Origin of the sequence: Mesorhizobium sp. 1B3 (assembly GCF_050958605.1) — a bacterium.
In the GTDB taxonomy this organism is placed as follows: domain Bacteria; phylum Pseudomonadota; class Alphaproteobacteria; order Rhizobiales; family Rhizobiaceae.
The window spans coordinates 565771-585098 of record NZ_JBJHDO010000004.1; the positions used below are offsets into that span (position 1 = coordinate 565771).

The following is a 19328-nucleotide window of genomic DNA, read 5'->3' on the forward strand; positions in this document are numbered from 1 at the left end:
GGCGTCGCGAGAATGCGGCAAAAACAAAGACCTAAAGCGTGTCACCCAAATCCGATTGCCAGCGAGACGCTTTAGGCCGGAGCTACGCCTTTTGTTCTAATCGAGAGGTCTCCCGCCAAGCGCTATCATAACAGCGATTCCGGCTGGCTTCGCGGCGTCGGGCAAGAGACAAAGAATGCGACTGGCTGCATTCCCCAACCGGCACAGTCGCATACAAAGAGCCGGTCGTCCGACCGGCTCTTTGTTCGTCTCGCCGGCGTCGCGATGTCTCAACCGCCGGTCAGCCTTGCGGCGGAAGTCTTCTCGATGGCGGCCTGCAGATATGAATCCCGATCATAGATGTCGTGGAAGTACTGCACTTTTCCCGCATCGTCCGGCCAGGCCGTGAAGTAAGCGACATAGACCGGAACCTTGCGCGTCACCATTTCCGAGGAATGGCCATGCTCGAGCCTCTCGGCTATATGTTCGACCGACGTGCCGAGAACCGCGGCGGCCATGCCTCGCGGATCCTGAAGCCGTATGCAGCCATGGCTGAATGCACGGACATCCTGCTGGAAAAGTTCCTTGGCCGGCGTGTCGTGCATGTAAATGGCATGCTTGTTCGGGAATAGGATCTTCAACTCGCCGAGCGCGTTGGCCTCGCTCGGCACTTGGCGAATATTGTAAGGGATTTTCGCCCCATAGGCGCCCCAGTCGATAGCCGAAGATGGTATGCGACGCCCTTTCGCGTCCGTCACCTCGTATCCTGAGCGGTCGAGGTAGCCGGGATCCCTTCTCAGGCGCGGAAGCATCTCGTTGACGATGATCGATTGCGGCACGCCCCAGTAGGGATTGTAGTCCACTTGCTCGATTTCATCGTAGAAGAAGCTCGTCTGGTTCGTCGGCATCCCGATGACCGTTCGCGTGGCGAGACGGGTTCGAGCGCCCTCGATGTAGCTTGCCGTGAAGGCTGGCTGATTGATGAAGACGCGTGGATTCCCAAGATCCGAAGGCAGCCAGCGCATTTGCTCCAACGCGACAAGAACCTTGTTCAGCCGCATTGCTTTGGGCATTCCGGCGAGCGCCGTCACTGTACGCGGGCCGATAACCCCGTCCGGCTTCAGGCCCAGCTTCTCCTGCGCCGCACGGATGACCGGCACCAGTTCGTCGCCATAGACTTGGCTGGCGGTATTGCGTGAAAGCACGTCTTCGAATTCGTTGCCGTCGCCGAGATCGCGCGAGACGGCGGCCAGAAGCTTCGGCAACTCCGTGCTTGTCTCTCCGGGCTTGAGCAAAAGCTTGCTATCGATCTCCACGTCCTCCTCGGCGTCGTCGGCCCGCAGCATCTCCAATTCGACACGCAGGGCTTGATATTCGGCATTCTGCGGGTGTCGTGATTCGAGGTAAGTCCGCACCTGAGACGTATGCGATAGCGACTTCAGCACAGCGACGAGATCGAGCGGCTTGGCTGGAAAATCGTAATAACCCGACATCCTGTTGGGATCGACTCGCCCACCCTCCGCATCCCGGACGTAGCGAAGCACACGCGCAGACAATTCCATCTCGAAGTCCAAAAGCGCGTCCAGCCGGGCGCCTATGTTATCGAGCGAGAGGTTCCGGCGTGGTACCGGAACCGAATATTCGGCGGCGACGAGGCCGTATGCCTCGGCCTCGTCGAGCGTGCGCACCGCTTGCATGGCCCGCTCGTTCGCATCGAGGCCGGAAACCCAGATGAAATCCGGATTGCTGGAATAGTAATCGACCAACGCCTCGGCGATGTCCTTCTCAACCCGCAGGTGCGACCCCTGAATCCGCGAGATGGTTTCCTGAAAGACAGCCCCAGCAAGCTTCGGCTCGAGCCCCGAGAGCTTGGGTGTCGCTTCAAGAGCCGTCTGAAGAGCCAGAAAATCGGCCTCCACCAGCGGCTCGGCCTTGTAGTCGTGATAGGACGGGCTCGCTATCCTGGGAGGTCTGTTTCGTTTGACCTTCTGATTAGGTCTCGCCGGTTCGGCCCGCTGCCTTTCTGGCTGCGCAGTTTGCCTGCCCCATCCCCCGAACAGAATCTGGAACAGGTTCTGGGCCTCCGCCTGAGGCGGCGGTGCAAGCAGCAACGCCGACACCGCGGCGAGCGGAAGCATTATGGCCCTGCCGAGGATTGCCATTGATTACCTCGTAGTGAGACATTGCCCCCGCATTTCGCCCGCGAGATAAAAGGCCCCTGCTTCCCGTCTCGTCAACGGGAAACAGAGGCTTGTCACATCACATCATACTATCGCTCGTTGCGATCTCCGTCGGGATTGTAGTCCCGATCCCGCTCGGATGCTGGCTTGCGCCCTTGCCGGCGCATGTCCTCGTCGGAAAAGCCACCTTGCTGACGGCCACCTCTGTTTTCGGCCTGCTGCTGGCCGTGCTGGCCGAACCCGCCCTGCTGCTGACTGCCTTGCCGATCCTTGCCGGCTTGGCGGCGGTGTTTCTCTTCGGCCTGCTGCTGATCGAAACGCTTGGCTTGATCCATGCTGCTTTCTTTTTGACGCTTATCCTTGTCCATCGCGCTGCTCCTTGCAGGTGGTGAATGGATCAACGTCCGTCGAACGCATTTGTTTCAAGTCGGGCATCGAAGGCTCGCCTCGCAGGCGCTCAGTTCACGCGCGCCAGCCTCGGCCGTGCCGTCACGAAGCCCACCGCCTCCGACACCACTTCGGGATCGAAGAGGATCCGGCGATGGCCGAGCCCTCGCGCCCAGAAGAGCCTGACATGGTCTCCGGCTCTCGCGAACGCTTTCGCATCGTCCGCCGATACCTCGCGGTCGTCGGGCGCATGGATCACCAATGCTGGAATAGGGACTGTCGCAAGCTGGACGGAGCCCACGAAGTCTTCCAGACGGCGACCGGTGACGCGCTCCACCTCCGCCGCGACGGCAAGCTGCGAACGCGGACCGAGATTGAGGAAGCGGCCAAAATCCTCGAAGATGGCCGGCATGGAGCTTGGCGCCGAGATCAGGACAAGCCGGGCGGTCGCGAGCGGCGGGATACCTGCTACCGCCCCCACGGCCGCATTGACCGCGACAGCTCCGCCGAAGGAATGTCCGGCCACGGCCGCGAAAGGGCCAAACCATTCGCCCGCGACACGAACTGCATCGACGGCCAGCGCCATGTTCAACCGCCGGCCGGAGGATTGGCCGTGGCCGGGCAGGTCGAGCGATACCACCCTATACCCCGCGTCCCGGAATCCCTCGATCACGGATTTCATGTATTCGGTGCGCGAACGCCAGCCATGCAGCACGAGAATCGTGCCGAGGGGACGTGTCCCGCCTTGCGGCTTGAAATCGAAAACCGTGATCCTGCCCTTCCGTGTGGTCAGGCAATGGCGTCGGGCCTCCGCCATGAATCGCGCCGCCTGGTCGACAGCGCGTTGCTCCCCGGCTGTCAGCGATCGCGGATTGGGGGTACGACAAAACAGCTCGAACGCGGCACGTCCGCAAAGACCTGGCGCGACGTGCTCGGCGATCCCAAATGCGTTACGGATGACCTTGAACACGAATGATGCCATAGTTCCATCTCATCAAATGGTTCAAACATGAACATATTAGTTCAATCATGAACAATAAGCAAGACCTTCCCTGGGACAATCCGCGTTTTCGCAACTGGATCGCGCTTGTGCGCGCCGAGAAGGCGGTCGTACGATCGCTGACCAAGGCGCTCGCCCCCCTCGATCTGAAGATCGCGCAGCTCGATGTGCTGATGAATCTCTATCGGCATCCCGGCATGTCGCAGCACGACGTCGCTCGCCGCCTGCTGGTGGGCCGCTCCAACATCACGATGCTCCTGCCCCAACTCGAGTCGCAGGGCCTGTTGCGCCGAGAGAGCGACGCCAAGGACAAGCGGGTGATGCGGCTTTATCTTACCGAAACGGGAGAGGAGCTGCTGATGAAGGCGCTCAAGATCTATTCCACGCTTATCGATCGCGTGATGGCGCAATCCTCACCCAGCGACTGCGATCGCATGGGCGACCAGATGCGCCGAATCGAGGAGATGCTGCGAGGGGACTAGCCTCAATTTGCTCCGAGCATTTCCTTCAGTTCGGTGACCTTGTTCATGCACCCTTGCTCGTCACCCGATTCAGCCATCTTCTTGGCTTCCGCCATGACCTGGCTGGGATGCTCGGCGCTTTGGCTCGAACGCTTGCCGGTCACCTGTTCCTGATGAGGCGAAGTCGCCTCGACCTGGCCCGTCGAACCGGTGGTTTCCTTGTCGACCTGCTTTCCGGCCATGGTTTCTTCCTGATGCTTGGTCACGGGCATGCCCGACGGGTCGGGTGCCGCGCCGGTCTCGGCGGAAACGACATTCGGTTCAAGGGCCGTCAGTTCTTGCATGCAGTCTGCCAGCGCGGGAGAAGCCAGCACCAACGCGAAACCCGACATCATCACGGTACGTTTCAACATCTGATCCTCCATTCGATACGGATGATCGGAGGCAACGGGGAGGGCCGCCGATGGGTTCCCCTTCGCAATGCAGCGGCGAGTATTGGGATCGGTCAGGCCGGGATTCTCACCGGCTCTCCGCGGGCAGGCCTCTTCTCGCCTCCATAGGATCGGAGGAAAGCAAGGGCGGCGACCCCTAGCCCTACGGCAACCACCCACCAGCTTGGACGGATCTGAAAAGCGAAGTTGAGATTGGCCAGCAACACCCGCAGCGGCGGCACGCCGGTTGCAAGGCCATACCATGCATATTCGGAAGCGGCAGTGCCAAGTCCAGCCACGACGGCGATTCCCACCAGCACCAGCGGCGATTTGATCGCCACGCCGCGCCAATGGGCAATGCGATAAAGCATCAAAAGGATGAACAGGCCGGACATGAGGGTCGCCTGGTAGACATCTGCCTTTGTCTGCATGAAGAAGTGGACCGCACCGAGAATGCCGATCGCATAGACGATCCGATGAAGCCGGCTCCAGTTGCTCCCAAGCCGTTTGATCATGGCATCGGTGGAGGTCGTTCCGAGCGCGGCCAGACCGAGAAGCGCCGCGAAGCCGATGGTCAGATAGACGCGCAACGCAATCTCGCTCCCGACGCGCCAGAGATTCCATTTCTGGTCGGCCAAATAGAGAGAAAAATGCGCGAGCGCGTAAGCCAGAGCCGCCAGCCCGAGCATACGCCGCACCTGGATCAGTTTGGGCCAGTTGGCAATCCGGCGTAACGGCGTAACGGCCAGGGACAGCAACAGAAAGCGGATCGTCCAGTCACCGGTCTGGTGAATGGCCTCGGTGATCGGCCGAGGCCCGAGAAGCCTGGCCTCCCATGACCAGGCGATCATGATCGCCGGCACAAGAATCCCAGCGAAGACTGCCGCCTTCAGCGGCGAGAAACGCCCTGCCCTATCGGTCCAGGGCAACTTCGGTGCAATCGGTCCCACCATCATGCGAGAGTATACGTTGGGAAGGCGACACTGTTGCGCCCCTGATCATCACGAGTGGGTGACCGTCGGCGGGATTACCACATCGTCGCCTTCGCCCGCTCCGGCCACTCCTTGTCATATGCAACGCCGTCGATGCCGTTCCGGCTGGTCACCGCAAGAATCCGGCCTGGCGTGGGCAGGCTCCGGGGATCGACATGCCGATCCGGGTTCCACAATTCGGAGCGGTGGATCGCCCGGGCGCATTGGAAATACACGGCTTCCACGGCGACGATCGTGACCGATCGCGCCGGCTTGCCCTCCATGGCGAAGGAAGCGCAAAGATCGGGGTCGATCGAGATCGTGGCGCGGCCGTTCACCCTGAGCGTGGTTCCCGAGCCGGGAACAAGAAACAGCAGCCCCACCCTGTCGTCACGCAGGATGTTGCGCAGAGAGTCGGCGCGATTGTTGCCTCGCCTGTCCGGCATCATCAGCGTGCGCTCGTCATGGATGCGCACGAACCCGGCCCGATCGCCGCGCGGCGAACAATCGAGCCCCTCGGGACCGCTTGTGGCAAGGGCCACGAAGGGCGAAGCTTCGACGAACGCGGCGTATTCGGGGATGATGTGGTCGAGTTCCTTGACCAGGGAGGTCTCTCCCGGACGACCGTAGAGCTCTTCGAGCTGCTCGATGGAAGTGATGGTGGTCATGATCTCTCCTGCCGGACCCGCACTTCATTCACATTTTGCGTGAAGTTTTTACGACAGCCTCCGGGAATTGCGGGATCACCCGCGCGACAGGCCCTTCTGAACCAGTTCGTGGAGATAGGCTTGCCAGCGCTGTTCTTTTTCCTGGCCGAGTTCGTGGAGGTAGTTCCAGGTGAATATCCCGGTATCGTGCAGATCGTCGAATGTGATGCGAACGGCGTAGTTGCCGACGGGTTCGATGCGGAGGATCGCCACATTCCTCTTACCCGGGACGGTGACACGCTGCTCTGGCGAATGCCCCTGCACTTCCGCGGACGGAGAAAGGACGCGCAGCAATTCGGCCTCCAGTTGGAAGGTCCGACCTCCGGGAAAAGTGACAGTCAACTGCTTGCGGTCCTTGGAGACGCGAAGTTCGGTCGGTGCGGTCATGATGCTCTCCGGTCGGCTCATGGCTTCCTACGCCGGTTTCAACGGCGGCGAAAGTCCCGCCGGGCCAGCCTGTTGCTCGCAATGCCTGGGAAATATTACGAAAGACCAAGGGCTCCGGCCTTGAAGCGCGGCTCGAGATGCACGACATTCGGCCGGAAGGTCGGGATAAAAAGGTTGGGACAGTAGGGCGCGCGCAATGAGTTTTCACGACGGCACGATGATCGATCCTTTCGGCAGGACGATCACCTATCTGCGTGTTTCGGTGACCGACCGTTGCGACTTCCGCTGCACCTATTGCATGGCGGAAGACATGACCTTCCTGCCCAAGAAGGATCTGCTGTCACTGGAAGAACTCGACCGGCTGTGCACCGTCTTCATCGAGAAGGGTGTGCGCAAGCTTCGTTTGACCGGCGGCGAGCCGCTCGTTCGCAAGAACATCATGCACCTCGTCCGGCAGCTGTCGCGCCATCTCGAAAGCGGCGCGCTCGAGGAACTGACGCTGACGACCAATGGTTCGCAACTGTCGCGCTTCGCCGCGGAACTAGCCGACTGCGGCGTCAAGCGGATCAACGTCTCGCTCGACACCCTCGATCCGGACAAGTTCCACACGATCACTCGCTGGGGCAATCTCGCCAAGGTTCTGGAAGGCATCGACGCCGCGCAGGCGGCCGGGTTGAAAATCAAGCTCAACGCAGTGGCGTTGAAGGATTTCAATGAACACGAGATACCCGGCCTCATGCGCTGGGCGCATGAGCGCGGCATGGATCTCACCGTGATCGAGACCATGCCGATGGGCGAGATCGACGCGGACCGGACCGACCAGTACCTTCCGCTTTCGGTGTTGCGTGCAGATCTCGAACGTCAGTTCACGCTGATCGACATTCCCTACAAGACCGGCGGTCCGGCGCGGTATGTCGAAGTCGCGGAGACGGGTGGCCGGCTCGGCTTCATCACGCCGATGACACATAATTTCTGCGAGAGCTGCAACCGCGTGCGGCTGACCTGCACGGGCACTCTCTATATGTGCCTTGGCCAGGAGGATGCCGCCGATCTGCGTGCGCCCTTGCGCGCATCGGAAGGCAACGAACTGGTGTCCAACGCGATCGGCGACGCGATCGCGCGCAAGCCCAAGGGACACGACTTCGTCATAGACCGCCGCACCAAGCGGCCCGCAGTCTCACGGCACATGAGCGTCACCGGCGGCTGATCCCGTCTATTTCCCCCGGCTCTGGCCCATGCGATTGGCGTTTCCGGTTCCCGCAACGGCTGCTACATGCAGTTGAAACAGACTTCCGGAATCGCCTGTGCTTCTGTCGTCCAATCTTCGCGGCGCCTTGTTCATGTCGGTCTCGATGGCCGCCTTTACCCTCAATGATGCGATCACCAAAGCCGTCTCCGCTTCGATGAATATGGGGCAGGTCATGCTGGTGCGCGGACTGTTCGCGACCCTCCTCGTCGGTCTCATCGTCTGGCACGGCAGGGCGTTGGGCACGCCGCGTGCAGCGCTGCAGCCGATGGTCGTCCTGCGTGTGCTCGGTGAGGTCGGCGCCACCCTCTGCTTCCTTCTCGCCCTGGCCCATCTGCCTATCGCCAACGTCTCGGCCGTCCTCCAGGCTCTACCGCTTGCCGTCACCATGGGCGCGGCGCTTGTATTCAAGGAGCCCGTGGGCTGGCGCCGCTGGTTGGCCATCTCGATCGGCTTCCTCGGCGTGCTGATCGTAGTCCGGCCGGGCTTCGAGGGTTTCAGCACTTACTCGCTTCTGGCTCTGGCGAGCGTCTTTTTCTGTGCGGTGCGGGATCTCGCAACCACACGCATTCCAACCGATGTGCCGACGTTCCTGGTATCCGCAGCAACGGCTACCGCCGTCATGGTCATGGGCGCGGCAACGGTGCAACCCATGGGCGGCTGGACACCTCTCACTTTCAAAAGTGCCGCGTTGCTGGCGACGGCCGCCCTCCTCCTCATCATTGGTTACCATTTCATCATCGAGGCGATGCGCGCCGGGGCGATCTCCTTTATCGCCCCGTTCCGCTACACGGCGCTCCTGTGGTCGATCCTGCTTGGCTTCGTGATCTTCGGCGACGTGCCGGACACCGCGATGATTGCAGGAGCCACCATCATCATCGGCTCGGGTGTTTATGCGCTCTACCGCGAACGCGTGGCGGGGAAAGGCATGCCGGCCACGAAGAGCACCGGTCCGGCGATGATCCCGGACGGCATGTAGTCAGATCGGAACGATGCGCAGGAATCATAAAGCCGCCCGCCCCGCTGCACTCCAGGCGGGCATCGATTGACAATGGCTTCGACCTATCTCAATCGTTTCTCGCCGCCTCACATCACGACGTTGGTCATCGCCACGGCTGCCAGCACCTTGTCGATGAACGTCTTCCTGCCGTCGTTGCCGGGCATGGCCCGCTATTTCGAGGCCGATTACGCGGTGGTGCAACTGGCGATATCGCTCTATCTCGCCGCGACCGGCGTTTTCCAGTTGTTCATCGGGCCGGCGTCGGACCGGTTCGGCCGACGCCCCGTGATGTTGTCGTGCTTCACGATCTTCATCATAGGTACCGTCGCGGCGATCTACGCACCCACCATCGAGGTCCTGTTGGCCTGCCGGCTCTTGCAGGCCTTTTCGGCGGCCGGCATCGTGCTGTCGCGTGCCATCGTGCGCGATACCGTCGATTCCAGCGAAGCGGCCAGCATGATCGGCTATGTGACGATGGGCATGGCGCTGGTGCCGATGGTCGCGCCCATGATCGGCGGTTTCCTTGACGAGATCTACGGCTGGAAGGCGGCCTTCGTGATAACGCTGGTCTTCGGCGCGCTGGCTATGGCGATCATCTATTTCGACCTCGGCGAAACGGCGGTGAGCCGATCGAACAGCATGGCCGCGCAGTTCCGGACCTTTCCCCTGCTGTTCCGGTCCCGACGCTTCTGGGGCTACACGTCCACCGCCGTTTTCGCCTCGGGGGCCTTTTTTGCCTTCATCGGTGGAGGTCCTTATGTGGCGACCGAGATCCTCGGCCTCTCGCCTTCCCGCTACGGCATCTATTTCGGAATGCTCTCCGGCGGTTACATCGTGGGCAACTTCCTGTCAGGCCGGTTTTCGCGGCAGATGGGGAGCAATCGCATGATGTTGACGGGAAACCTGATCGCCACCGGCGGAATGATCTTCGCCCTCGTCCTGTTCCTGTCCGGGGTCCATCACCCGATTTCGCTGTTCGGCCCGGCAATCCTCCTGGGGGTAGGAAATGGCATGACCCTTCCCAACGCCAACGCCGGCATAGTCAGCGCCCGACCGGAGCTCGCCGGATCCGCCTCGGGTCTCGGTGGCGCCTTGCAGATCGGCTTAGGCGCGGCGCTGTCGGTGCTCGCCAGCATGCTCCTGTCTCCGGAAAGCGGTCCCTATCCGCTGATCATGGTCATGGCGGCCTCGTCCTTTGCCGCCGTGCTGTCGACGCTCTATGTGATGCGCATCAGGACTGGCAACGAATGAGCGGCATCGCTGGCATGATCCTCGCCGGGGAGAGATCGCTTCGCATGGAAGGCGGCGACAAGTGCCTGTGTCGGCTTGCCGGCTGGCCGCTTTGGCGCCACGTGACCTTCCGCCTCTCACTGCAAACGGAGACGCACGCGATCGGAGCCGATGGCGGTCGCAGCCGTTTCGAAGAACGTATCCTAACGGAACTCACTACATGACTCAGCGCGTCCTCGGCATAACCGGTTGGAAAAATTCGGGCAAGACGACGCTGACGGAACGCCTTGTCGCCGAGCTCACGCAGCGTGGCCTGAAGGTTTCCACGATCAAGCATGCGCATCACAGCTTCGACATCGACAAGGAAGGAACCGATAGCTACCGGCACCGAAGGGCGGGCGCAGGCGAGGTCGCGATCGTGTCCGGCAATCGTTGGGCACTCATGCACGAGTTGCGCGGCGAGGACGAACCGCGCCTTGAAGCGATCCTCGCCCGTCTCGCGCCGTGCGACCTCGTCCTGATCGAAGGCTACAAGCGCGAAGCGCATCCGAAGATCGAGACGCGTCGGCTGGATGCCAAGGACTCCGCGCCCTTGACGGCAGGCGACAACAACATCGTGGCCGTCGCGGCCGATCATGCAGTCGTGGGCGAAACGGTTCCCGTCTTCGACCTCGACGACATCTGCGGCATCGCCGATTTCGTCGTTGCAGGCCTGAAATCTGGCGCTCGGTAGCCTTTCCCAGGCTTTCGCAAGCGCTTGGCTTTCCGTACCGGCAGCACGACCGCGTCGTCCGACGACGGTTTTGCGATTGCTTTTTCGCCGGGAACAATGGGAATATTATTCCTCAAGGGCGGAAGCCAGCCGCCCGACCGGCCGATGGGGACACGGCCGGAAAAACAGAGAGGAATATCATGCTTATTTCCAAGCGTATCGCTTTCGCGGCGTCGGCTGCGCTCCTAGCTTTGTCGGTCGGAACGGCAGGCGCCCAGGAGCTGACCCTGAAGATCGCTACTGAGGGGGCTTACCCGCCCTTCAACAACCTGACGCCCGACGGCAAGCTGGAAGGTTTTGAGATCGATATCGCCAACGCGCTCTGCGAGGAAATGAAAGCCAAGTGCGAGTTGGTCACTCAGGATTGGGACGGAATGATCCCGGCGCTGCAGGCCGGAAAATTCGACGGCATCATGGCCTCCATGTCGATCACCGCCGAGCGCAAGGAGAAGGTCGACTTCACCAACAGATATTACCTCACACCGCCGGCAATCGTTGCTCCGAAAGACACCGACATCAAGGGCGTGACCAAGGAGGACCTCGCCGGCAAGACGATCGGCGTGCAGGGTAGCACGACCCATTTCAACTATGCGGAGAAGACCTACACGGATAGCACTATCAAGCCCTATCCGACGGCCCAGGAATATCAGCTCGATCTCGCCAATGGCCGGATCGATGCCGCGAATGACGATATCATCGTCGTCCAACAGTTCCTGGAGACGCCTGAGGGCGAGTGCTGCAAGATCGTAGGCACGATCAAGCCAGTGCCGGAGATCCATGGTGAAGGCGTAGGCGTTGCGGTGCGCAAAGGCGAAACCGATCTGATCAACAAGTTCAACGCGGCGATCGACGCCATCCGCGCCAACGGCAAATACAAAGAAATCAATGACAAGTACTTCAGCTTCGACGCCTACGGTAGCTGAGCGGCGTAGCCTGCACGCATGAACTCGTCGCCGGAGCAGCGGGGTTCTTCCCCTCTCCGGCGAAGAAAGCAGCAGGAAAAACGGCGACGTGGACAATGTGCTGACACTGCTGGGCTTCGGGCCCGAGGGTTGGGGTGGCGCCATCCTCCGGGGTGTCGTGGTCACGGTGTCGCTTGCACTCGCGACCCTGCCGCTAGGTCTGCTTGTCGGCTTCCTCGTGGCGCTTGCCAAGCAATCTCGCGAGCCTTCTCTTCGGATGGCCGGCAACATCTACACCACGATCTTTCGTGGCCTTCCCGAACTGCTCACCCTGTTCCTGGTGTTCTATGGCGCGCAGATCGGCATTCAGGCCGTCATACGGCTGTTTGATCCTGGAGCGGCGATCGAGATCAACAGTTTCGTCGCCGGCATGGTCGCACTGGGCGCGGTCTTCTCCGCCTATGCCAGCGAGACCTTCCTGTCGGCCTTCCGCGCCATTCCGCGCGGCCAGTATGAAGGCGGCTATGCGATCGGGCTGACCGATGGCCAGACGATGCGGCTGGTCATCCTGCCTCAATTGATCCGGATTGCCCTACCCGGCCTCGGCAATCTGTGGATGGCGCTGCTCAAGGATACCGCCCTGGTTTCCGTGATCGGGCTGGCGGATATCCTCCGGCAGACCGGCGTCGCTGCTCGCGTCACCAAACACGCATTCCTGTTCTTCGGTGTGGCCGCACTCCTCTATCTGATGCTGGCCATTCTGTCCTCCTTTGTCATCAGCGCCATAGAGGAGAGGACACGCCGAGGCGAGGTCAAGCGATGAGCACCACGGCCATAAAGACGACGATCGAAAGGCCGCCGGCTCCTCCCCGCGGTTGGCCGCGCGAGCGCATCATCGGCAACGTGCTGATGGGTCTGTGGATCGCATTCGGCCTCGGGCTCGTCTTCTATCTCTTCCTGGCCTGGAACCCCGAACTTTTCGATCGCTACGCCGGCAACTATCTGAGGGGCCTTGGCGTCACTCTCTCGCTCGTCGTCATTTCTGTCGTTGCGGGAGCCGTGCTTTCGATCCCGGTCGCCTACGGGCGCATGTCGGACAACCGGCTCGTATCCGCCCTGGCCTACGCCTATGTCTACTTCTTCCGCGGCACGCCTCTGCTGGCGCAGACCTATCTCGTCTATTACGGGCTGGGATCGTTCCGCCCCGAACTCGATGCGGTCGGCTTATGGTGGTTTTTCCGCGAAGCCTGGTATTGCGCGATCTTCGCCTTCGCGCTCAACACCGCTGCCTATCAGGCGGAGATACTGCGCGGCGCGATCGACAGCATACCGAGGGGTCAGTGGGAAGGCGCGGAAGCGCTCGGCCTGAGCAAGCTCCAGACTGTGCGCAAGATCATCCTGCCGCAGGCGCTCATCGTCGCGCTGCGCCCCTACGGCAACGAGATCATCCTGATGATCAAAGGCTCAGCGATCGTGGCGATCATCACCGTCTACGATCTGATGGGCGAAACACGGCGGGCCTATGCGCGCAGCTTCGATTTTCAGACCTATATATGGGCGGCATTGCTCTACCTCGCCGTTGTGGAAGCGTTGCGCAATGCCACTGAATGGGCCGAGCGTCGCCTGACCCGGCATCTCACTTATCTGCATGACTGACTGATCCAGCACTCCTCCGCGCTTGACGAATCTCGCTTACGGCCTAGACCTGTTCCCCGGCACGTTTGACGGAGGACATCATGGCTTCGGTTGCATTCATCGGTCTCGGCGTCATGGGCTATCCCATGGCCGGACACCTGAAGAAGAAGGGGGGACACGACGTGACCGTCTTCAACCGCACCTCTTCCCGCGCCGAGAAATGGGTCGCAGAGTTCGGCGGCGCCTCCGCTCCAACCCCGCAGGCCGCTGCTGCCGGCAAGGACTTCGTCTTTTGCTGCGTCGGCAATGATGACGATTTGCGCGAGGTGACGATCGGTCATGCAGGCGCCTTTCGCGAGATGAACAAGGGCGCTGTGTTCATCGACAACACGACGGCGTCGGCCGAGGTCGCCCGGGAGCTTTACGAGAAAGCCAAGGCGCGCGGCTTCGACTTCCTCGACGCTCCGGTTTCCGGCGGCCAGGCCGGTGCCGAAAACGGCGTTCTGACGGTGATGGTGGGCGGAGAGCAGGAGGTCTTCGACAGGGCCAGGCCGGTTATCGAAGCCTTCGCCCGCATGGTTGGGTTGATGGGCCCTGCCGGTGCGGGCCAGCTCACCAAGATGGTCAATCAGATCTGCATCGCCGGGCTCGTTCAGGGTCTTGCCGAGGGAATCCACTTCGGCCGGAAAGCCGGGCTCGACATCGGCAAGGTGGTCGAGGTGATCTCCAAGGGAGCGGCAGGCTCCTGGCAGATGGAGAACCGCCACAAGACCATGAACGAAGGCAAGTATGATTTCGGTTTTGCCGTCGACTGGATGCGCAAGGACCTAGGGATCTGCCTAGAGGAAGCCGACCGGAACGGCGCAAGATTGCCTGTCACAGCTCTCGTCGACCAGTTCTACAAGGAGGTGCAGAGCATGGGCGGCAAGCGCTGGGACACGTCCTCCCTGCTCGCCAGGCTCGAGAAATAGCCTTGCAACCGCCCTCGCCCGACTGGACGGCCGAGGACATCGTTGGATATCTGAAGTCGCTCGGCTCGGAGGAGAACCGCGCCGGCATGGCGCGGTTCGGCATCGCCACGACGAGCGCGTTCGGCGTCGGGCACACCCATCTCAATCCCATCGCCCGCAAGGTGAAGATCGATCAGCGGCGCGCGGAGGAGCTTTGGCGAACGGGTTATCGCGAGGCACGCATCCTCGCCGGCCTGACGGGCGATCCCAGGACGATCACGATGGAGCAGTGCCGTCTCTGGGCTGGCGATTTCGATTCCTGGGACGTGGTCGATGGCGTCTCGGGCCTGTTCGTCGATACGCCCTTCTGGCGGGACCTCGTCGAGGAGTTCGCTCGGGATGAGCGGGAGTTCGTGCGACGCACGGCCTTCGCCATGCTCGCCTATGCCGCCGTTCACCTGAAGAAGGAGCCGGACGCAACCTTTGCCGGGTACCTGCCCTTGATCGAAAGACACGCGACAGACGGCCGGAACTTCGTCAAAAAAGCCGTCAACTGGGCGCTCCGTCAGATCGGCAAACGCTCGAAGAAGTTGCATGGCCCGGCGCTTGCGCTGGCACGAGAGTTGTCCGCTTCGGACGACAAGGCCGCGCGCTGGACAGGCAAGGATGCAGTGAAAGAGCTGACCGATGCCAAGGTGCTGCAGCGGCTGGCGCTGAAGAGATGACTGGGAGGTGATCGTCCCGGCGCCTGCGGGCGCATTGATCCGAGGGTCCATTCCGTTGCGTTCCGGCCGACCACCCGACGGTGCAATACCAGGCCATCGAGACCCGGCAGCAACGCCACAAATTCGGCGCGGATGTCGGCGCCTCTGACGGCTCCTTCACGCGGCGCTCTGGCCGCTTTCCTTCTCGAGCTGGATGTAGTCCAGCGGCATCTGCGTCGTGTATTTGATCTGCTCCATCGCGAAGGACGAGGAAACATCGCGGATCTCGATCTTGGTGATGAGCCGTTTGTAGAAAGCGTCGTAGGCGGCAATGTCCGGAACGACGACGCGCAGAAGATAGTCGACGTCGCCGCTCATGCGGTAGAACTCGACGACTTCCGGGAAATCCTGGATCACCTCGGAGAAACGGCGCAGCCATTCATGGCTGTGGGAATTGGTGCGTATCGCGACGAAGACCGTCACCCGCGCATTGATCTTGCCGGGATCGAGGATCGCCACGCGGCGCTTGATGACGCCCTCCTCCTCGAGCTTCTGGATGCGGCGCCAGCACGGCGTGGTGGACAGCCCGACCTTCTTGGCGATGTCCGCCACGGCAAGGGTCGCATCCTCCTGCAACAGGCGGAGGATCTTGCGGTCGAGACGGTCCATTTGGCGGCTCCAGTTAGAATAGCTTTCCCATCATGCTGATGAGAAGCGCCCGCCGCAAGAAAAGAATTCTCCGAAAGCTAAGAATTGACAGGACGCGATTGCGTCATCGTCTGTCCAGACGACAGCGGATTTCTGTTTTCAGGAAAGGCAGCAATTCCATTTCGAACCACGGATTCCGCCTCAGCCAACCCGTATTGCGCCATGACGGGTGTGGCAGCGGAAGGACGTGCGGAACCGAGCCCGCGGAGAAGATCCCCCGCCAGTCCCGGACGGTCTCCGTCAGCGAAACCGCTCGCGAGGCACCGAGATGCCAGGCTTGGGCGTAGAGACCGATGGCCAGCACAAGATCGATCTGCGGCATCTCGGCGACCAGCGCCGATCGCCAGGCGGGCGCGCACTCCCGGCGCGGCGGCAGGTCGGCGCCGCGTGCATCCTGCCCGGGAAAACAGAAGCCCATGGGCAGTATCGCGAAATTGGCGGGGTCGTAGAATTCCTCGGATGAAACGCCGAGCCAGGAACGCAGCCTGTCTCCGGACGCGTCTGTGAAAGGCCTCCCGCTTTCGTGGACCTTTGTGCCCGGCGCCTGCCCGGCGATCAGGATCCGCGCCCTGTCCGACACGACAAGAACCGGCCGAGGCTCGTGCGCCAGCGGCCTTCCGCGCGGAGCATCCCGGCAGATGCGGCACGCCCGCACGCTTCCTGCGACATCGGCAAGCGGTCTGGACAAGCGACGCTCTCAGGCCGCGGCGCTCGGCCGGCTTGCGACGGAGCGATACCATCGCAAGACATTGCCGAACTCGTCGGGAACTTGAATCCGCGCCGGTTTCATGAAGTCGACGGCGATCATTCCGGTGATGTCGGCGACGGAATAGCTGTCGCCGGCCACGAATTCCCGGTTCGCCAGTTCGCCATCGAGGAAACGAAGGAATTCCACCGCTTTCGGCTTGTTGGCCTCACCCCATTCGGGAAGCTGCGGCACCTCCCATTCCCTCATCGCCGGATGAGTATGGCGGAAAGCCTGCGCCACGCAGAACATGAGATTGAGCTCCATCCGGCGCTGCCACATCTCGACAAGGGCTTTACCGACAGCGCCCTGCCCGAACAGCGCGGGTTTGGGCTGGAGCTCTTCGAAATAGCGGCAGATCGCGATGGACTCCGTGATGATCGTGCCGTCGTCCAGCTCCAGGACGGGCAGTCGTCGCAGCGGATTGCGAGACGTGACGGCCTCTCCCCGATGCTCCATCGCCCCCATGTCGACCGGCACCAGCGGCACGTCGATGCCCTTCTCCGCCAGGAACACCCGCACCCGACGCGGGTTCGGCGCCTTGCCACCGTCGAAAAGCTTCATGTCGATGCTCCCTTGATTGCTGTTCACGAAAGGAAGACGGCGCGCAGCCAGTTCAGGATCATGCCGATCCCTCCATGCTCGCCATCGATCATGCCGCCATGGCTTTGACGCCAATCACGCGGCCGCTCGAATTCACCGGCCCATAGACCAAGGCCCATCTCCCGCGCCGCCTCCTCCTGGTCGAGATAATCCCCGTAGGCGACAGCCCATCCCCCTGCGACCTGAGCCTCGTTGAGGTCGTGGTCGCCAGCGCTGCAATTGCCGAGAAGCCGGCCATAGCGATCATGCTCCCAGCCGGAGCAGGTAACGGGACGCCCCGCGATCAGCTTGCCGAGAGCCTCGCGCGACCGCCTTCCGCAGGGATATTCCTCACCATCGCGAAGACAGGTCTGATTGTATTCCGGCGCGTCTATGCCGCGCAGCCGGATCTTCTCGCCATTGAGGGTAAGCGTATCACCGTCATTGACAGTCACCACGCCATTCGCCTGCCGGCTTTCGACGCGGTCGAGCCGTGACGAAACCACGATGAGCAATCCGAGAATGGCGAAGGTCAGGGCGTAGTCGAGGAACTTGCGGTAGCGACGGCGCGGCCGGCGAGTGCCTCGCCAGGACCGGCCGTACCGGTAGCTGCTCATATGGCAAAGAATACCTTAATCATTGCGGTCTAGCCTGCTGTCGTAACCGAACGCGCGCGAAACAGAAAACCCTTCATGCCGTTGCTGCGAACGAACACGGCTGACAAATTCATTGTGGACCGCAGGAAAACCCATCGCAACAGCGATGTGTCGCGCGCGGTGAGGAAAACGCGCGAGCGTCTTTCGCAGCATTCCGGCAACCCGGCATTCGATCGCGAGCTCCTCAAGCTCCACGCCCGTGCCATTGTCACAGGCGCCTCGGCGCTCCCCCTGCTGGTCCTGTTGGTCGCGGCGGCAGGAACATTCGTCGGCATGGGGAGAGAGGTGCTGATATGGGCACTTCTCACCATCGCCTCCTATGCGCTGCTCGCCTTGCTCGCGCGCCGCATCGACCGCGCCGATACGGGTGAAGACGCCACAATCGCTGCCAGGCGCAGCTTCCTGGCCCTGCATTTTCTGACCGGGCTCGGGTGGTCGTATCTGGCAGCCATGGGATGCGGCGAATGCCAGGTCGAACAGTTCCCCGTCATCAAGGCTGTCGTCCTGCTGCTCGCCATGGCGGCAACCGCGATCATCGCTTCTTCGCTGCGCGGCGCCTTGATAGCGACCTTCATCGTGCCGGTCGCCATCTATGCCGTATTCGGCGCGCGCTACTGGATGCCGGTGGAGGCGACCATGGTGGGGCTTCTCGCCATGGCGCTGCCTTTCTTCGCCTATGTCGCAGGCCATCTGAACAGGTCGACACGGATGCTCCTGTCGTTCCGCCGGGAGAAGGATGCGCTGATCGGCGAGCTTGAAACGGCCAAGTCGATGTCCGACGAGGCGCGGCGACGCGCCGAGGAGGCAAACCTGGCGAAGTCGCGTTTCCTCGCCTCGATGAGCCATGAATTGCGCACGCCGCTCAACGCCATCCTCGGCTTTTCGGAAGTGATGTCGAAGGAGGTGCTCGGCCCCCTGCACAACGCCACCTACAAGGAGTATGCGCACGACATTCACGCCTCGGGCCACCATCTTCTCGATCTCATCAACGAGATCCTCGACCTCTCGCGCATCGAGGCCGGCCGGTACCAGCTCAACGAGGAGCCGGTCAGCCTGGCCGGGATCGTCGAGGAATGCTGCCATCTGATGGAACTGAAGGCTCGCAACAAGGACCTGCGAATCGTCCAGCAGTTCGAGTTCATGATGCCGCGGCTTTTTGCCGACGAGCGCGCCATCCGCCAGATCACGCTCAACCTCCTTTCCAACGCGGTGAAATTCACCTCGGCCGGCGGCGAAGTCCGGGTCAAGGTCGGATGGACCGTCGGTGGCGGACAATATCTGTCGGTCGAGGACAACGGCCCCGGCATTCCGGCGGACGAAATTCCGGTCGTCCTGTCGGCTTTCGGCCAGGGCTCGATCGCCATCAAGAGCGCGGAACAAGGCACCGGGCTCGGCCTGCCCATCGTTCAGGGGCTGGTCGCCATGCATGGCGGCGATTTCCAGCTCCACTCGAAACTGCGTGAAGGAACCAGCGCGGTCGCGGCTTTCCCACCTGGCCGGGTCATGGAAGAAATGCCGGCCCTTCCGACTTTGGCCGTCGCCGCGGGCGGACGTCGGGGCTAAACTCGAGAGCCGGGTCGGCCTTGCGGTGACCCCTTGTATGAGGCGATTGTGCTAGGTTGAGGTTGTTGGCCGACCAGGGGTGGCCACCCCTGGTCGGCCGGTCGATTGTCGGATCGAGCACCCCTGAGCCGT

General features: G+C 61.9%; 23 protein-coding genes. 12 read left to right on the forward strand and 11 right to left on the reverse strand.

Going from position 1 to position 19328, the window contains the following annotated elements:
- Window positions 1-269: 269 nt before the first annotated feature.
- The 3 genes from ACCO56_RS14620 to ACCO56_RS14630 form a co-directional block, all read right to left on the reverse strand.
- Entirely contained in the window at window positions 270-2141 is a 1872-nt protein-coding gene (locus ACCO56_RS14620) for a L,D-transpeptidase family protein (RefSeq protein ID WP_433641476.1), read from the reverse strand.
- A gap of 107 nt (window positions 2142-2248) precedes the next feature.
- Window positions 2249-2527, reverse strand: a complete 279-nt coding sequence (locus ACCO56_RS14625; protein WP_433641477.1) for a hypothetical protein — start codon at window positions 2525-2527, stop codon at window positions 2249-2251.
- Window positions 2528-2616: 89 nt separating this feature from the next.
- Window positions 2617-3528: an alpha/beta hydrolase gene (locus tag ACCO56_RS14630; protein ID WP_433641478.1), complete on the reverse strand. Its 912-nt coding sequence runs from the start codon at window positions 3526-3528 to the stop codon at window positions 2617-2619.
- 47 nt (window positions 3529-3575) lie between these two features.
- Here ACCO56_RS14630 and ACCO56_RS14635 point away from each other — a divergent pair, with 47 nt between their 5' ends.
- Complete coding sequence (locus tag ACCO56_RS14635) at window positions 3576-4028, forward strand: MarR family winged helix-turn-helix transcriptional regulator (protein ID WP_433641479.1); 453 nt, start codon at window positions 3576-3578, stop codon at window positions 4026-4028.
- A gap of 2 nt (window positions 4029-4030) precedes the next feature.
- Here ACCO56_RS14635 and ACCO56_RS14640 read toward each other — a convergent pair whose 3' ends face one another.
- The 4 genes from ACCO56_RS14640 to ACCO56_RS14655 form a co-directional block, all read right to left on the reverse strand.
- On the reverse strand, window positions 4031-4420 hold the full coding sequence (locus tag ACCO56_RS14640) for a hypothetical protein (RefSeq protein ID WP_433641480.1): 390 nt from the start codon (window positions 4418-4420) through the stop codon (window positions 4031-4033).
- A gap of 92 nt (window positions 4421-4512) precedes the next feature.
- Entirely contained in the window at window positions 4513-5394 is an 882-nt protein-coding gene (locus ACCO56_RS14645) for a sulfite oxidase heme-binding subunit YedZ (RefSeq protein WP_433641481.1), read from the reverse strand.
- A 71-nt stretch (window positions 5395-5465) separates the two neighbouring features.
- Window positions 5466-6077 (reverse strand): pyridoxamine 5'-phosphate oxidase family protein, encoded by a 612-nt coding sequence (locus tag ACCO56_RS14650; protein ID WP_433641482.1) that lies wholly within the window; start codon window positions 6075-6077, stop codon window positions 5466-5468.
- Window positions 6078-6152: 75 nt separating this feature from the next.
- Window positions 6153-6503, reverse strand: a complete 351-nt coding sequence (locus tag ACCO56_RS14655) for a gamma-butyrobetaine hydroxylase-like domain-containing protein (RefSeq protein WP_433641483.1) — start codon at window positions 6501-6503, stop codon at window positions 6153-6155.
- A gap of 196 nt (window positions 6504-6699) precedes the next feature.
- Here ACCO56_RS14655 and moaA point away from each other — a divergent pair, with 196 nt between their 5' ends.
- From moaA to ACCO56_RS14705, 10 genes are all read left to right on the forward strand, one after another.
- Window positions 6700-7710: a GTP 3',8-cyclase MoaA gene (gene moaA, locus ACCO56_RS14660; protein WP_433641484.1), complete on the forward strand. Its 1011-nt coding sequence runs from the start codon at window positions 6700-6702 to the stop codon at window positions 7708-7710.
- 97 nt (window positions 7711-7807) lie between these two features.
- Window positions 7808-8728, forward strand: a complete 921-nt coding sequence (locus ACCO56_RS14665) for a DMT family transporter (protein ID WP_433641485.1) — start codon at window positions 7808-7810, stop codon at window positions 8726-8728.
- A 72-nt stretch (window positions 8729-8800) separates the two neighbouring features.
- Window positions 8801-10000 (forward strand): multidrug effflux MFS transporter, encoded by a 1200-nt coding sequence (locus tag ACCO56_RS14670; RefSeq protein WP_433641486.1) that lies wholly within the window; start codon window positions 8801-8803, stop codon window positions 9998-10000.
- Window positions 9997-10203 carry an NTP transferase domain-containing protein gene (locus tag ACCO56_RS14675; RefSeq protein WP_433641487.1) on the forward strand — a complete coding sequence of 69 codons (207 nt, stop codon included), beginning with the start codon at window positions 9997-9999 and terminating at the stop codon, window positions 10201-10203. The genes ACCO56_RS14670 and ACCO56_RS14675 overlap by 4 nt, the downstream gene beginning before the upstream one ends.
- Window positions 10200-10712 carry a molybdopterin-guanine dinucleotide biosynthesis protein B gene (gene mobB, locus ACCO56_RS14680; RefSeq protein ID WP_433641488.1) on the forward strand — a complete coding sequence of 171 codons (513 nt, stop codon included), beginning with the start codon at window positions 10200-10202 and terminating at the stop codon, window positions 10710-10712. Before ACCO56_RS14675 ends, mobB begins: the two co-directional genes overlap by 4 nt.
- Window positions 10713-10891: 179 nt before the next feature.
- Window positions 10892-11674, forward strand: coding sequence for an ABC transporter substrate-binding protein (locus ACCO56_RS14685; protein ID WP_433641489.1), 783 nt, complete (start codon window positions 10892-10894; stop codon window positions 11672-11674).
- Between the two features lie 88 nt (window positions 11675-11762).
- Window positions 11763-12476, forward strand: coding sequence for an ABC transporter permease (locus ACCO56_RS14690; protein ID WP_433641490.1), 714 nt, complete (start codon window positions 11763-11765; stop codon window positions 12474-12476).
- The gene (locus ACCO56_RS14695) at window positions 12473-13309 is read left to right on the forward strand and encodes an ABC transporter permease (RefSeq protein WP_433641491.1); all 837 of its coding nucleotides are present in this window, start codon (window positions 12473-12475) and stop codon (window positions 13307-13309) included. The genes ACCO56_RS14690 and ACCO56_RS14695 overlap by 4 nt, the downstream gene beginning before the upstream one ends.
- Before the next feature lie 80 nt (window positions 13310-13389).
- Window positions 13390-14259: an NAD(P)-dependent oxidoreductase gene (locus ACCO56_RS14700; RefSeq protein ID WP_433641492.1), complete on the forward strand. Its 870-nt coding sequence runs from the start codon at window positions 13390-13392 to the stop codon at window positions 14257-14259.
- A gap of 2 nt (window positions 14260-14261) precedes the next feature.
- Window positions 14262-14963 (forward strand): DNA alkylation repair protein, encoded by a 702-nt coding sequence (locus ACCO56_RS14705; protein WP_433641493.1) that lies wholly within the window; start codon window positions 14262-14264, stop codon window positions 14961-14963.
- A gap of 156 nt (window positions 14964-15119) precedes the next feature.
- Here ACCO56_RS14705 and ACCO56_RS14710 read toward each other — a convergent pair whose 3' ends face one another.
- From ACCO56_RS14710 to ACCO56_RS14725, 4 genes are all read right to left on the reverse strand, one after another.
- On the reverse strand, window positions 15120-15611 hold the full coding sequence (locus ACCO56_RS14710) for an Lrp/AsnC family transcriptional regulator (protein WP_433641494.1): 492 nt from the start codon (window positions 15609-15611) through the stop codon (window positions 15120-15122).
- Window positions 15612-15714: 103 nt separating this feature from the next.
- A complete protein-coding gene (locus ACCO56_RS14715; RefSeq protein WP_433641495.1) occupies window positions 15715-16338 on the reverse strand; it encodes a uracil-DNA glycosylase family protein in 624 nt (207 codons plus the stop codon).
- 9 nt (window positions 16339-16347) lie between these two features.
- Window positions 16348-16959: a glutathione S-transferase gene (locus tag ACCO56_RS14720; RefSeq protein ID WP_433641496.1), complete on the reverse strand. Its 612-nt coding sequence runs from the start codon at window positions 16957-16959 to the stop codon at window positions 16348-16350.
- Window positions 16960-16982: 23 nt separating this feature from the next.
- A complete protein-coding gene (locus ACCO56_RS14725; protein WP_433641497.1) occupies window positions 16983-17594 on the reverse strand; it encodes a thermonuclease family protein in 612 nt (203 codons plus the stop codon).
- Between the two features lie 75 nt (window positions 17595-17669).
- Here ACCO56_RS14725 and ACCO56_RS14730 point away from each other — a divergent pair, with 75 nt between their 5' ends.
- Complete coding sequence (locus tag ACCO56_RS14730) at window positions 17670-19196, forward strand: sensor histidine kinase (RefSeq protein ID WP_433641498.1); 1527 nt, start codon at window positions 17670-17672, stop codon at window positions 19194-19196.
- Window positions 19197-19328: the final 132 nt, after the last annotated feature.

Bases quoted from the DNA above. Each gene is read 5' to 3' on its own strand.
- ACCO56_RS14620 (WP_433641476.1), bottom strand. From the start codon at position 2,141: ATGGCAATCCTCGGCAGGGCCATAATGCTTCCGCTCGCCGCGGTGTCG.
- ACCO56_RS14625 (WP_433641477.1), bottom strand. From the start codon at position 2,527: ATGGACAAGGATAAGCGTCAAAAAGAAAGCAGCATGGATCAAGCCAAG.
- ACCO56_RS14630 (WP_433641478.1), bottom strand. From the start codon at position 3,528: ATGGCATCATTCGTGTTCAAGGTCATCCGTAACGCATTTGGGATCGCC.
- ACCO56_RS14635 (WP_433641479.1), top strand. From the start codon at position 3,576: ATGAACAATAAGCAAGACCTTCCCTGGGACAATCCGCGTTTTCGCAAC.
- ACCO56_RS14640 (WP_433641480.1), bottom strand. From the start codon at position 4,420: ATGTTGAAACGTACCGTGATGATGTCGGGTTTCGCGTTGGTGCTGGCT.
- ACCO56_RS14645 (WP_433641481.1), bottom strand. From the start codon at position 5,394: ATGATGGTGGGACCGATTGCACCGAAGTTGCCCTGGACCGATAGGGCA.
- ACCO56_RS14650 (WP_433641482.1), bottom strand. From the start codon at position 6,077: ATGACCACCATCACTTCCATCGAGCAGCTCGAAGAGCTCTACGGTCGT.
- ACCO56_RS14655 (WP_433641483.1), bottom strand. From the start codon at position 6,503: ATGACCGCACCGACCGAACTTCGCGTCTCCAAGGACCGCAAGCAGTTG.
- moaA (WP_433641484.1), top strand. From the start codon at position 6,700: ATGAGTTTTCACGACGGCACGATGATCGATCCTTTCGGCAGGACGATC.
- ACCO56_RS14670 (WP_433641486.1), top strand. From the start codon at position 8,801: ATGGCTTCGACCTATCTCAATCGTTTCTCGCCGCCTCACATCACGACG.
- ACCO56_RS14675 (WP_433641487.1), top strand. From the start codon at position 9,997: ATGAGCGGCATCGCTGGCATGATCCTCGCCGGGGAGAGATCGCTTCGC.
- mobB (WP_433641488.1), top strand. From the start codon at position 10,200: ATGACTCAGCGCGTCCTCGGCATAACCGGTTGGAAAAATTCGGGCAAG.
- ACCO56_RS14685 (WP_433641489.1), top strand. From the start codon at position 10,892: ATGCTTATTTCCAAGCGTATCGCTTTCGCGGCGTCGGCTGCGCTCCTA.
- ACCO56_RS14695 (WP_433641491.1), top strand. From the start codon at position 12,473: ATGAGCACCACGGCCATAAAGACGACGATCGAAAGGCCGCCGGCTCCT.
- ACCO56_RS14700 (WP_433641492.1), top strand. From the start codon at position 13,390: ATGGCTTCGGTTGCATTCATCGGTCTCGGCGTCATGGGCTATCCCATG.
- ACCO56_RS14710 (WP_433641494.1), bottom strand. From the start codon at position 15,611: ATGGACCGTCTCGACCGCAAGATCCTCCGCCTGTTGCAGGAGGATGCG.
- ACCO56_RS14720 (WP_433641496.1), bottom strand. From the start codon at position 16,959: ATGAAGCTTTTCGACGGTGGCAAGGCGCCGAACCCGCGTCGGGTGCGG.
- ACCO56_RS14725 (WP_433641497.1), bottom strand. From the start codon at position 17,594: ATGAGCAGCTACCGGTACGGCCGGTCCTGGCGAGGCACTCGCCGGCCG.
- ACCO56_RS14730 (WP_433641498.1), top strand. From the start codon at position 17,670: ATGCCGTTGCTGCGAACGAACACGGCTGACAAATTCATTGTGGACCGC.